Raw genomic sequence first — 13,819 nt, 5'->3', positions numbered from 1 at the left:
AACATTAAATTTTTTAGTAATTAGTGACACTCCATATTGGTAGAAACCATTTCTACAACAGGTTTAGGAGACACATAAGGAATACCAAGGCCCAAGCCTCTAAGAATAAACAACACTCCAATTACAATTACAAAAACAGGAATTAACTGTTGTACTTTTTTACGCGCAACACCTTTTAGCATTCCGCCAAAATAAACAGCAATTGTCATAAGTGGTATGGTACCTACACCAAAGATTATCATATACAAAGAGCCTTGTGCTGCATTACCCATAGCTATGGCTCCAAACAATGCCATATATACCAAGCCACACGGTAAAAATCCGTTTAAAAAACCAATAGTTAAAAACGTATCTGGAGTTCTTTTTTTAAGCTCCTTTCCTAATTTAGATTTTACTTTAGAAATAAGCTTATAAATAGGTTTAGACACATTGTATTTTTGTATTTTTTCAGATGGAATTAATACTATAACAATCATTAAAATTCCTATTGCAATTGATAGTTTTTGTTGCAAACCAAAAACATACAAACCTTTACCTAGCAGCCCAAAAACAAGACCTATTACTCCGTAAGCAAGCAACCTACCAATATGATAAATAAAGATCTGAACAGTTTTTTTTAGTTTGCTATGCCTATCTACTGGTAACATAAAGGCTATGGGCCCACACATACCTACGCAGTGCAAACTTCCCATTAACCCTAATATAAAAGCAGATAGTAACATACTTAATACGTTATACTTTGTTTGTGTAAAAATTCTTTTTTATTGTATTCCCATGCAATTTTAATGTCCCACCGACCATCTAACAAACGTTTGTCAGGTATGAGCAAATGTGTTTTGGATAAACTTATGGGTAAGCTAAAATCCAATTGTTTATTAGATGGTCTATATAGGGACACCTTACCTGTTATTTTATTAAAATCTTGATCCTTTGGAAAAGCTATTAATAAGCCATCTTCAGTTTTTTCTACAGCTAGTTTATTGGTTAATTTATACGCATTGGTAACGTCATTAATTTCTTTTTGATACCCTAACTCTGCCTTATAATACTCCTCTGTAACCAAATCATGTTTAGCCCTGTTCTCAGAATTCATTCTAACAACAAAGTATAATATAAAGCTAATGAAGCCTACAAATGCCAGTACTATTCCTGTTCCCCAATTTATTTTCATAACTTATTTTTTTTATTTGTAGCTTCTTGGTGCTAAAAAACGTGCTGTAGTTGTTTCTACTAATTTATTATTACTATACACTCCTATTTTAAGCTTGTCTTTGTCACCATTTAAAGCTGCATTATTAATTTCTATAAATAATGTGCCTTCTGCCAGCTCTTGTGCTGGCACGTTAAAGTTTTTATGTGTAACCAGTTTAATTGTTCCTTTATGGGATAACAGTTTAAAACTAACATCTGTAACATCCTCTGTAGTTTTGTTCACCAGTTTAAAAGTATATACATTACTAATTATGTTTCCTTCTTTATGTTCATATAACTGACCTGGAAGTCTTAAAATATTTGCTTCTAAATCGTTTCTTAAAAACAGCATACCAATAAGCAATCCTATTAAAATTATTAAAACTGCCGAGTAACCTTTTAGTCTTGGTGTAAATTTAAACTTGGTCTTTTTCTCTATATTATCTTCACTAGCATACCTAATTAAACCTTTTGGCAAGTTTACTTTTTCCATTATGGTATTACACTCATCTATACAAGCTGTACAGTTTACACACTCTAGTTGTGTACCATTTCTTATATCTATGCCAGTAGGACAAACGTTTACACATTGGGCACAGTCTATACAATCTCCATGACCAAGTGCTGTACGATCTTCATTTTTTCTAAACTTTTTTCTTCCATTTTCCCCTTCTCCTCTTTTATGGTCATACGCTACTACAATAGATTTGTTGTCTAAAAGTACACCTTGCATACGCCCATAAGGACAAGCTATAATACATACTTGCTCTCTAAACCAAGCAAAAACAAAATAGAAAACTGCTGTAAAAATTAATAATGATATCATTGTACTGGTATGCAACAATGGTCCGTCTGTGATGTATTTAATTAGCGTATCACTACCAATTAAATATGCTAAAAAAACGTTAGCAATTATAAACGAGATGACAAAAAAGATAATCCATTTGGTTACTCTTTTTCTAATTTTAACAGCATCCCACTTTTGCTTATCTAAACGTATTTGTGCTCCACGGTCACCTTCAATCCAATATTCTATTCTACGAAAAACCATTTCTAAAAAAATGGTTTGCGGACACATCCAACCACAAAAAATACGCCCAAAAGCAACAGTAAATAAGGCGATAAAAACCACACCTATAATCATTGATATTACGACCAAATGAAAATCTTGTGGCCAAAAAGGAAAACCAAATATGTTAAAACGACGATCTATTACATTAAACAATATAAATTGGTTGCCCTTTATTTTTATAAAAGGAGATACTAGCAAAAACAACAGTAATGTGTAACTAACTATTTTGCGATAATTGTAAAATTTACCACTAGGTTTTTTTGGAAAAACCCAAGCTCTTTTACCGTCAGTATCTATTGTACCAATAGAATCCCTAAACTTTTCATCTGCAGCCATTTTGTTTTTTTTACTAGTAATACTCCTTTGTTATTCTTCTGTTGATTCTGGTTTCCAAATTTCTCCTTGCGGTTCTTTAGGATTTGCTGGTGTTGTACCTTGTAGTGTTAATACATAACTAGCTACTTGTGCACGCTCCAACGGCTTTAATATTTGTTTCCAAGCAACCATACCTTTACCATCTCTACCACCTTCAGATATGGTGTTAAAAACGTTTTTAATACCACCACCTAAAAGCCAATATTCATCTGTTAGGTTAGGTCCTATACCACCACCACCATCTGCAATATGACAAGCAACACAACTTGTTTGGTATATTTTTTCACCAGCTTTTATATCTGCAGCATCTGTTAAAACTTCAACTGTGTTTACATCTACTAAACCTTTAGCGGTTTTTTTATACTCTTCTATTTCTATTTTTGCAGCAGCAACATCTTGCTCATACTCCAATGCTTGGTCATAATCATTAAAAACATGAAATCTAGCTAAGTACACTGCTCCAAATATGATACCTGCATAAAAAAGATACACCCACCATGGCGGTAAATTGTTATCTAACTCTTGTATACCATCATAATTATGATCTAAAATTATTTCATGCTCTTCTTCCATAGGTTTAGATCCTAATAGTTTAGCATAAACTCTTTTCCCCCATTTCCACTCAACCTTTTTAGTATCTTCTTCTAAATATTTCTGTTTTGCCTCTTCTGGCAATGTTTGGAACATTACATTTTCAATAGACCTAACTATTACTTCAGACGCTATTAATATTAGTAATACCAATACTAAAAAACCTAAAACAATTGGATAGGCTATAAACGCTGGTTGGTCACCAGAGTCTATAAAGTATTCCATTAATCCAAAAACGATAAAGAAAACTAGAGGTATCCTTATCCACCAAGGTGTCATATTTTTCATAGTACTATTATTTTGTTAGGTTGGTTTTATCATCATCTTCTAGAGGTATGTTACTTACCTCCTTAATATGTTCTTTTGTTGCTGTAAACACCCACCAAAAAAGTATGGTGAAGAACACAAAAAATATAAGTAATGATATCATAGGATAGGTTGCTATACCCTCCATACTCTCCATATGTCCTTTTATAAACTTTAGCATAATATTATTTTTTAGCAGTTGTTTCTTCTGTATTCTTTATTTTAATATCTGTACCTAAACGCTGTAAATAAGCTATTAGAGATACAATTTCCCTGTCTTTCATTTCTACAAAAGGCTTTCCGTTATCTTTAGCAAACTTTTTATCTGCCTCGTAGCTCTTTGCAAAATCTGGGTCTGTATATAGGTTCTTTTCTATTTTAGTAGCTTGCTCCTCCATAGATTTTTCTGCGTTAGCAATATCTTCTTTTGTATAAGGCACACCTAAAGAAACCATAGCCTCCATTTTGCTTTTTACATTGCTCCTATCATGTTCATTACGTATAAGCCATTGGTAGGCTGGCATTATAGAACCAGATGAGGTACTTTGCGGATCGTACATATGGTTTAAGTGCCAATTGTCTGAATATTTACCACCAACTCTTAATAAATCTGGACCAGTACGCTTACTTCCCCATAAAAATGGATGATCATAAACAAACTCTCCTGCTTTAGCATACTCACCGTAACGCTCTACCTCTCCTCTAAACGGACGTACCATTTGCGAGTGGCAACCAACACAACCTTCTCTTATATATAAATCTCTACCCTCTAACTCTAAAGGTGTATACGGTTTTACACTTGTTATTGTTGGTATGTTAGATTTTACTAGTATTGTAGGTATAATTTGCACTATACCACCAATTAAAATAGCTACTGTTGCCAATATGGTTAATTGCACAGGCTTACGCTCTAACCAAGAGTGGTATGTTTCTCCTTTTGTTCTTTTTTTAGATACTCTTGTAAGGGGTGCAGCTTCTGCCAATTCATCTTCTACTTTTTGGCCAGAACGTACTGTTTTAAACACATTATACAGCATAATAAATGCACCTAATATGTACATACTACCACCTATTGCACGCATCCAATACATTGGTATAATTTCTTTTACGGTTTCTAAAAAGTTACCATAAACTAAAGTTCCATCTGGATTAAAATCTTCCCACATTAAGGCTTGTGTAAACCCTGCTACATACATTGGCAATGCGTAAAGAATAATACCCAAGGTACCAATCCAGAAGTGGGCATTTGCTAAACCAGTAGAGTGTAACCTTGCTTTAAACATTTTTGGCACCAACCAGTAGATCATACCAAAAGTTAAAAACCCGTTCCAGGCTAAGGCTCCAACGTGTACGTGAGCAATAATCCAGTCACTAAAATGCGCAATTGCATTTACATTTTTTAATGATAACATAGGACCTTCAAAAGTTGCCATACCATAACCTGTAATGGCTACTACCATAAATTTAAGCGTAGGATCTGTACGTACTTTATCCCAAGCACCACGCAAGGTCAAAAGTCCGTTTATCATACCTCCCCAAGACGGAGCAAGTAACATAATAGAGAATGCTACACCTAAATTTTGTGCCCAATCTGGTAAAGCAGAATACAACAAGTGGTGAGGACCTGCCCAGATATAAATAAATATTAAAGACCAAAAGTGTACTATAGATAACCTGTAAGAATACACAGGTCTGTTTGCTGCCTTAGGTACAAAATAATACATTAACCCTAAAAATGGTGTTGTTAAGAAAAATGCTACCGCATTATGTCCATACCACCACTGCACCAATGCATCTTGTACACCTGCATAAACAGAGTAACTTTTTAGTGCACTTACTGGCAGCTCTAAACTATTAAATATATGCAGTACAGCTACAGTAACAAACGTAGCTAAGTAAAACCAAATTGCTACATACAAATGTCTTTGTCTTCTACGCAACATTGTTCCTATAAGGTTCCAACCAAAAGCTACCCAAACTACTGCAATAGCTATATCTATTGGCCACTCTAGTTCTGCATACTCTTTAGATGTGCTGTAACCCAATGGCAATGTAATAGCTGCGGCTACAATTATGGCTTGCCAACCCCAAAAGTTAAAATTACTTAACCCATCACTAAACATACGTGCCTTTAACAAACGCTGCGTAGAGTAATATACTCCCGCAAAAATAGCGTTACCCACAAAGGCAAAAATTACTGCGTTTGTATGTAATGGTCTTAACCTACCAAAACTTAACCATGAAATACCATCGGTTAAATTTGGAAAAAGAAACATAAAGGCTAATAACAGACCCACTGACATTCCTACAATACCCCAAAATATTGTAGCATAGAGAAATTTCTTTACGATTTTATTGTCGTAATAAAACTGTTGTACTTCCATAATTTAATTCATCTTAGTTTGTTCGATTTTTTTACTTTCTTGAGTCTCAGAGCTCTTTTGTACCAATTCGTCTTCAAAAAGCATACGTATAGATGGTGTATAAGAATCATCATATTGACCACTCTTTACCGATATTATAAATGCTAAAAAGAAAAACAACGCCACTATAATACTTATAGACAGCAACACATAAATTACACTCATACCTACCTGAATTTATAAGACAAAATTACCGGCTATGCACTTCTTATAATATGATATATATCATACTTTAAAGAAATTTTAAAAAACATTTATGAGGTATAAGCTGTTAAGATTGTGATTGTAATTAGCCTATGTAATAAAAGCTAGTATATTTGAAAAAACATTACAAAAAGAGAACTAATATGAAGTTATTGAAGAATGCATTTTTTACTGGTTTAATACTTTTAATACAGCAAGTAAATGCACAACAGTTTAATTTAGATGCAGAAATAAAACCACGTTTTGAGTTTAGAAACGGTTACAGCACCTTAAATTCTGATGCCGTTGACCCTGCTTCTTTTGTATCACAAAGAACTAGATTAAATTTTGACTACAAAGGAACTGAATTTAACGCCTTTGTTGCTGCACAAAATGTAAGGGTTTGGGGAGATGCTGCTACATTATCTACTACAGATGCAAATGGCATAACATTACAACAAGCTTGGGCAGAAGCTTTTTTAGGAAAATGGAGTTTTAAACTGGGAAGACAACATATTGCTTATGATACAGAGCGTATTTTTGGACGTGCAGACTGGAACCAACAAGGTAGAAGCCACGATGCTCTTAGAATAAAATTTAAACCAAATGCAACTAACAGAATAGATATTGGTTTTGCACTAAACGAGACATCACAATCTATTTTTGAAGAAGATTACACCCTAAATAACTACAAAAACTTTCAGTATTTATGGTACAACACTAAGTTTAACAAAATAGGTTTAAGCTTTTTATTTTTAAATACTGGTTTTGCTTTTGATGACAATAACGAACAAAAAATAGCGTACAACCAAACCATTGGTTTAACAAGTGCCTTAAATGATAATAGATGGAGTGCAAATGCATCAATTTATTTGCAAACTGGTAAAATTGAAAATTCAGATTTATCTGCTTTAAATGCCAGTGCAATCATAAACTACAGCTTAAACTCTGAGTTTTTAGTAGGGCTTGGAGCCGAGTATATGTCTGGGACAGATATGAACGAAACTACTAGCGATTTAAATTCTTTTACTCCTTGGTTTGGAACCAACCACAGGTATAATGGTATTATGGATTATTTTTATGTTGGTAACCACAGTAACTCTGTTGGCTTAGTTGATATTAACGCTAAAATTAATTACAGTAAAAATAAGTTTTCTGCCAACTTAGCACCTCACTTTTTTAGTTCTGCTGCTACTATAGTAAATGGTAACGGTATAGAGCAAGATAGCTATTTAGGTACAGAAATAGACCTTACTCTTGGGTACAAAGCATCTAAAAGTATAGTTTTTAATGCCGGATACTCACAAATGTTTGCTTCTGATTCTATGGAAATTATTAAAGGAGGAGACGCCTCTATGACCAACAATTGGGCTTGGGCTATGATTACTTTTAAACCACATTTTTTTAGTTATAATGGCAATTAAACTTTAATGTTTTACACATAAAAAGAGCAGTTTTACAAATTGTAAAACTGCTCTTTTTTTATTCTATTTTTTTACCCACTAAATTCGTTGCAATAGTAGTAAACAAAACAATACTTATAGAGCTTAAAGGCATTAATATAGCTGCAATAACAGGCATTAATTGTCCTGTAGTAGCAAAATACAATCCAATTAAATTATACAATAAAGAAAAACCAAAACTTAATTTTATAATTTTCATTGCACTTTTAGATGCGTTTATATACTGGTACAATTGCTTAAATTTTGATGCATCTAAAATACCATCACAGGCAGGTGAAAATACATTTACATTTTCTGATATAGCAATACCTACATTACTTTGTGCCAAAGCACCAGCATCATTTAAACCATCACCAACCATAAGCACTTTTTTTCCTTGCTCTTGTAAACTCTTTACAAAGTCTAATTTATCTTCTGGTTTCTGGTTAAAGTAAAGTGGAGTTAATTTGGGTAACAAAGCTTGCAAACGTTCTTTTTCTCCTTCATTATCACCAGATAAAACACCCAAATCTAAAGTTTGTTTCATTTCTTCAAACAATTTAGACACACCTTCTCTATATTGGTTACTAAAAACAAACTTGCCTTTGTATGCATCATTACTACTAATGTATACAGCTGTATTCTCTTGTGCGGTTACACTGTTATTTCCAACAAAATTTGCAGACCCTACTTTTATATTATTATCTTCTAAAACTCCTATTATTCCTTTTCCTAAATGTTCTTCATAATCATCTAAGGTTAAAATATCTTGCGCTGCTAATAAATTATAAAGGGTTCTACTTAAAGGGTGGTTAGAGGCTCTTAATGTATTTTTTAATAACGATTCTTCTTCTGCGCTTAACGCCATACCCTCATAACTAGCTGTGCTTTTTTGAGCTGTTGTTAAGGTTCCTGTTTTATCAAAAATAGCTGTAGTTAACTGTGCTAACTGCTCTATAGTTTGTGTGTTTTTTAAATAGAATTTTTTACGCCCAAAAATGCGCAACATATTACCCAATGTAAATGGTGCTGCTAATGCTATTGCACAAGGGCAAGCAATTATTAAAACCGCAGTAAAAACATTTATAGCCTTACTACTATCAATAAACATCCAAATAAATGTAGCCATAAAAGCAATACTTAAAACTGCAATTGTAAAACGCTGACTAATTTTATCTGTAATGGTTTGGAACTTGCTTGTTTTATCTATAGAAAAAACAGAATTTCCCCATAATTGTGTTAAGTAACTTTGTGATACCGTTTTTAAAGCTTCCATTTCTATTGCTCCTTGCAACTGCTTACCACCTGCCAAAATTTTATCTCCGCTTTCTTTTACAACAGCCTCAGACTCTCCTGTAACAAAACTATAATCTATACGTGCATTACCTTTTAATACAATACCATCTACTGGTATTAATTCTTCATTTCTAATTAAAAGTCGGTCTCCTTGCTTAATATCATAAACCTGCACAGTTTCTTCTTTTCCTCCGGTTGCAATTCTGGTTACTGCTATTGGAAAGTACGACTTATAATCGCGCTCAAAAGATAAAAAGGAATATGTTTTTTGTTGAAAAAATTTACCTAGCAGCAGAAAAAATATCAACCCTGTTAAACTATCAAAAAAACCAGTTCCCCAATCAAAAATAATTTCTAATGTACTACGTACAAAAAGCACCAAAACACCTAATGCAATAGGCACATCTATATTTAAAATTTTAGAAGAAATACTTTTGTAAGCAGATATTAAATAGTCTTGTGCAGAATAAAAAACTACAGGCAATGAAAAAGCAAACATTAACCACCTAAATACATTTTTGTATTGATCTAACCAAAACTCTTGCACCTCAAAATACTCCGGAAAAGACAAAAACATAACGTTACCAAAAGCAAAACCTGCAACCCCTAATTTATAAATAAGACTACGGTCTACGTTTTTTTTACCTTTGTCATAATCATCTAAAGAAATGTATGGCTCATACCCAATTTTAGCCAATAAAATAACCAACTGCTTTAAACTTAAATCTTCTGGGTTATAGGCAATACGCACCATTTTTTTTGGAAAATCTACCTGAGAAGAACTTATGGATTGTTGCAATTTATTTAAGTTTTCTAAAACCCAAATACAAGAACTACAATGTATATGAGGTATGTAAAGATTTACTATTTGATGTTTTTTTTCATTAAACTCTATAAGCTTATTTAAAATTATAGGATCATCTAAAAAGTTATACTTATCCGCTACTTCATTTGGTGTTGTACCAGCAGCAGATTGTAAGTCATAGTAATAAGTTAAGTCGTTAGACTCAAAAATTTCGAAGACTGTTTTACATCCATTGCAACAAAAATGCTTACCTTTAAATACAATAGGTATTGTGTCACAATCATCTCCACAATGAAAACATTTTTCTTTTATCATCTTTAACATTTTAGACCAAAACAAAGGTCTGTTAAAGTGCTATTTTAAAATATGACAAATGTCAGGTTTTGATTTTAACATTAACCGTAAATTTGTATTGTGAGCAAAAACAATGTTATGAGTAGGTGTGAAAATTGTATTATTCGTCAGTTTAATTCGTTACGAGCTATGAGCAAAGACGAGTTAAAAAAAGTATCTGACACCAAAGTTTCTAAAACTTATAAAAAAGGTGATGCAATTTTTGAAGAAGGAGAGCGTCTAGACGGTGTATTTTGTGTTAGAGATGGCGTGTCTAAACTATCTAAACTTAGCTCCAACGGAAAAGACCAAATAATAAAACTTGCTACTAAAGGAGAGATTTTAGGGCAACGTTCTGTAATTGCAGAAGAATCTGCTAACTTAAGCGCTGTAGCTATTAAAGATGTAGATCTTTGTTTTATTCCTAAAGAAAGTATTTTACATACTTTAAACACCAATCCTAATTTTGCTGTTGAGGTATTGCGCCATATGGCCAATGATTTAAGAGAGGCAGATGATGTTATTGTAAATATGTCTCAAAAAACAGTAAAACAACGTATTGCAGAAGCCTTTATCTATTTAAAAAATGAGTTTGGTGAAGATGAAAATGGTTTTTTAAAATTAAGTTTAAGCAGAGAAGATATGAGTAATGTTGTAGGTACGGCAACAGAATCTACCATTAGAATTATATCTGAGTTTAAAAAGAAAGGTATGATTGAGACTTCAGGAAAACAAGTTCGTATAAAAGACTTAGTTAAATTACAAAATGTAGTAAGCGGCTTATAGGTTTATAAAAGCTTCTGTTTTAAAACTGACAAATATCATAGTTTACGGTTGCTACTACTTTTATTTTTACATTGGATATTTAATACAGTCTGATGAAAAATATACTTTTACCAACAGATTTTTCTGAAAATGCAAACAATGCAATTTCTTATGCTCTAGAGCTTTTTAAAAAAGAAAATTGTACTTTTTACTTATTAAACACCTATGTGCCGGCTATACCACATAGCAGGTTTATGGCAGAAAACTCTAAAACTTTAGTTTTAGAAAAGAATACAGAAACAGCTTCTAAAAACGGTTTAAAAAAAACAATAGAATACATAAAGCAAAAACACAGTAACCCATTACACAATTACAAAACTATATCCTCTTTTGATTTGCTAACCCATGAGGTTATAGATATCATTAAAAACGAGCATATAAACTTTGTGATATCTGGTACTAAAGGAATTACAAATTTTAAACGTGTTTTTATTGGCGCAAATACAATGCATATTATAAATGCAATTAAAGATTGCCCAGTTTTAGCTATTCCAAACCATTATAACTTTGGCATACCAAAACAATTAGTTTTAGCCACTGACCTTAAAAGAAGTTTAAGCCCTGAAGCATTACAAGCTTTATTATTTATAACAAAAATGTGTAACTGTACAGTACATATTCTTCATTTAAAAACTAATACTGTATTAGATGATTTTCAAAAATCTAACTTAAAAATAATACAAAACTGCTTGGCTAGTATCCCTTTAAAACTGCATTTACTACCGTTTTACGCAAACAAATCTGAAATTATAAGTAGTTTTATAAAAGACCACACAATAGATACATTGGCATTAGTATATAATAACCGTAGTTATTTGGAGGAATTAATACAAGAGCCTGTGCTAGAAAATGCAGATTACCACACAAAAATTCCGTTATTGGTTTTACCTAGCTAACCATTAGCTATAAAAAAAGCGAAAGAAATATCTTTCGCTTTTTTTTATAGTTTTTATATTTTAAAAACGCCACCTTACAAATGCTTCCATAGCAGCATAACGTGCCATACCTAGTTGGTCATAAATATCTGCCGTTTCTTTATTACGGTCTTCTGCTCTTTGCCAAAACTCACGGCTATCTGAACCCTGAAAAACTACTCCGTCTTTTTGAGATTGGTGCTTAAAAATACCACGTCTCTTTTCTAATACCTGGTCTGGTCCCATTGGTACTGCCATTTCAATTTCATCTATCCCCCACTCTTGCCAAGCTCCTCTGTACAACCAAACCCAACAAGTGCTCATAAAAGGTTCTGCTTTTAACCTTTTAACTGCTTCAAAAATAGCATCTAAACACACCTTGTGTGTGCCGTGAGGATCTGCCAAGTCTCCTGCTGCGTAAATTTGATGTGGTTTTATTTGTGCTATTAAATCTACCGTTAACTCTATATCTTCTTCTCCTACAGGATTTTTCTCTATTGCTCCTGTTTCATAAAATGGAAGATTCATAAAATGAATTTGATCATCATTTAAACCTACAAAATGACTTGTAGACCTTGCTTCTCCTTTTCTTATCAACCCTTTTATATAACGTACTTCTTCAATATCTACTTCACTAGCTTTTTTATTGGCTAAAAACTTGGCTGCTTTTGCAAAAATACTCTTTGCTGTATCGTCATCAATACCAAACTTCTCATTATAATCACAAACAAAACTAGCAAAACGCAAAGCCTCATCATCTGCAACAGCAATATTACCAGAGGTTTGGTAAGCAACATGTACATCATGGCCTTGTTCTACCAATCGTTTAAAAGTACCTCCCATACTAATAATATCATCATCTGGGTGCGGACTAAAAATTAATACTCGTTTTTTTTCTGGGGTAGCACGCTCTGGCCTGTTACTATCATCTGCATTAGGCTTACCCCCTGGCCAACCTGTAATTGTACTTTGTAGCTTATTAAATATTTTTATATTAATGTCGTAAGCCGGACCAGAATCTGCCAATAAATCACTCATCCCGTTTTCTATATAATCGGCATCGGTAAGCATTAAAACAGGCTTGTTTAAGCGCAATGCTAAGCCCAATACTGCTTTACGTATAAGCTTGTCTGTCCACACTACTTTTTCTACTAGCCAAGGAGTATTAATTCTTTTTAATTTTGATGCTGATTCTTTATCTAATACAAATACTGCATTATTATGTTCTTGTAAAAATGATGCTGGTACTTTATTGGTAACCTCTCCTTCTACAGATTGTGCTATTATGTTAGATTTACCCTCTCCCCAAGCCATAAGAATTACTCTTTTGGCTTCCATTATTTTTTTAACTCCTAATGTAATTGCTGTTCTTGGTGTATTACTTAAACCTCCAAAATCTTTACTAGCCGCTACTCTGGTTATATGATCTAAGGCTACCAGTCTTGTTTTAGAGTTTTGTAATGAACCAGATTCGTTAAATCCAATGTGTCCGTTACCTCCAATACCCAAAATTTGTAAATCTAAACCGCCAGCTGCTTCAATTTTAGATTCATAATCATTACAATATTTAGATATGTTAGCTTTTGCTAATGTACCATCTGGAATATGATAGTTTTCTGGTAAAATATCTACTTGGTCTAAAAGTAACTCTTTCATAAACCTAACGTAGCTGTGTATAGAGTCGGGCTCCATTGGGTAGTACTCATCTAAATTAAATGTAACTACATTTTTAAAACTTAAGCCTTCTTCTTTATGTAGCCTAACCAATTCTGCATACAATCCCTTTGGTGTAGACCCTGTAGCTAAACCTAAAACACAAGGTTTGTTATCTTTTTGCTTTTCCTTAATAAGCTGGGCTATTTCTTGGGCTACTGCCTTAGATGCTGTTGTTGAGTTTTTAAAAACAACGGTATTTATGTTTTCAAATCTTTTTTCAAAACCTGTGGCCTTATCAATCTTACTTTTCAACATGTTCTCACAATTTATTTTGGGGTTAATTAAATCAAAGATTAAAAGTCTTTTTGTATAATTTGATAGTTTTTAGACTAACACCATGTTTGGTA

12 protein-coding genes are annotated in these 13,819 nt (G+C 32.9%); 3 read left to right on the top strand and 9 right to left on the bottom strand.

The annotated features are described in order from the left end of the window. Positions 1-20: 20 nt before the first annotated feature. Genes CELLY_RS10335 through ccoS form a run of 7 tightly spaced genes read right to left on the bottom strand, consistent with a single transcriptional unit; the run spans position 21 to position 6,123 of the window. A complete protein-coding gene (locus tag CELLY_RS10335) occupies positions 21-722 on the bottom strand; it encodes a sulfite exporter TauE/SafE family protein (protein ID WP_013621622.1) in 702 nt (233 codons plus the stop codon). A gap of 2 nt (positions 723-724) precedes the next feature. Next, the gene (locus tag CELLY_RS10330; RefSeq protein ID WP_013621621.1) at positions 725-1,171 is read right to left on the bottom strand and encodes a FixH family protein; all 447 of its coding nucleotides are present in this window, start codon (positions 1,169-1,171) and stop codon (positions 725-727) included. Between the two features lie 12 nt (positions 1,172-1,183). Beyond that, complete coding sequence (ccoG, locus tag CELLY_RS10325) at positions 1,184-2,599, bottom strand: cytochrome c oxidase accessory protein CcoG (RefSeq protein WP_013621620.1); 1,416 nt, start codon at positions 2,597-2,599, stop codon at positions 1,184-1,186. Positions 2,600-2,629: 30 nt separating this feature from the next. After that, complete coding sequence (locus CELLY_RS10320; RefSeq protein WP_013621619.1) at positions 2,630-3,517, bottom strand: cbb3-type cytochrome c oxidase N-terminal domain-containing protein; 888 nt, start codon at positions 3,515-3,517, stop codon at positions 2,630-2,632. A gap of 7 nt (positions 3,518-3,524) precedes the next feature. Beyond that, positions 3,525-3,716, bottom strand: a complete 192-nt coding sequence (locus CELLY_RS10315) for a CcoQ/FixQ family Cbb3-type cytochrome c oxidase assembly chaperone (RefSeq protein WP_013621618.1) — start codon at positions 3,714-3,716, stop codon at positions 3,525-3,527. Positions 3,717-3,720: 4 nt separating this feature from the next. Then, on the bottom strand, positions 3,721-5,919 hold the full coding sequence (gene ccoN, locus CELLY_RS10310; RefSeq protein ID WP_013621617.1) for a cytochrome-c oxidase, cbb3-type subunit I: 2,199 nt from the start codon (positions 5,917-5,919) through the stop codon (positions 3,721-3,723). Positions 5,920-5,922: 3 nt separating this feature from the next. After that, entirely contained in the window at positions 5,923-6,123 is a 201-nt protein-coding gene (ccoS, locus tag CELLY_RS10305) for a cbb3-type cytochrome oxidase assembly protein CcoS (RefSeq protein ID WP_013621616.1), read from the bottom strand. 182 nt (positions 6,124-6,305) lie between these two features. Between ccoS and CELLY_RS10300 the strand changes: the two genes are divergently transcribed. Beyond that, complete coding sequence (locus tag CELLY_RS10300) at positions 6,306-7,565, top strand: alginate export family protein (protein WP_013621615.1); 1,260 nt, start codon at positions 6,306-6,308, stop codon at positions 7,563-7,565. Positions 7,566-7,623: 58 nt separating this feature from the next. Here the strand turns inward: CELLY_RS10300 and CELLY_RS10295 are convergent, their stop codons facing one another. Then, positions 7,624-9,999: a heavy metal translocating P-type ATPase gene (locus CELLY_RS10295; RefSeq protein ID WP_013621614.1), complete on the bottom strand. Its 2,376-nt coding sequence runs from the start codon at positions 9,997-9,999 to the stop codon at positions 7,624-7,626. A gap of 117 nt (positions 10,000-10,116) precedes the next feature. On the opposite strand from CELLY_RS10295, the gene CELLY_RS10290 reads away from it, so the two are divergent. Both CELLY_RS10290 and CELLY_RS10285 read left to right on the top strand, forming a co-directional pair. After that, complete coding sequence (locus CELLY_RS10290; RefSeq protein ID WP_013621613.1) at positions 10,117-10,803, top strand: Crp/Fnr family transcriptional regulator; 687 nt, start codon at positions 10,117-10,119, stop codon at positions 10,801-10,803. 92 nt (positions 10,804-10,895) lie between these two features. Then, on the top strand, positions 10,896-11,738 hold the full coding sequence (locus tag CELLY_RS10285; protein WP_013621612.1) for a universal stress protein: 843 nt from the start codon (positions 10,896-10,898) through the stop codon (positions 11,736-11,738). Positions 11,739-11,798: 60 nt separating this feature from the next. Here CELLY_RS10285 and nagB read toward each other — a convergent pair whose 3' ends face one another. Beyond that, on the bottom strand, positions 11,799-13,727 hold the full coding sequence (nagB, locus tag CELLY_RS10280; protein WP_013621611.1) for a glucosamine-6-phosphate deaminase: 1,929 nt from the start codon (positions 13,725-13,727) through the stop codon (positions 11,799-11,801). Positions 13,728-13,819: the final 92 nt, after the last annotated feature.

It is taken from the genome of Cellulophaga lytica DSM 7489 (genome assembly GCF_000190595.1).
Taxonomy (GTDB): Bacteria; Bacteroidota; Bacteroidia; order Flavobacteriales; family Flavobacteriaceae; genus Cellulophaga; species Cellulophaga lytica.
Note: the sequence above shows the minus strand (reverse complement) of the source record. Positions and strands in the feature narration are given on the sequence as shown.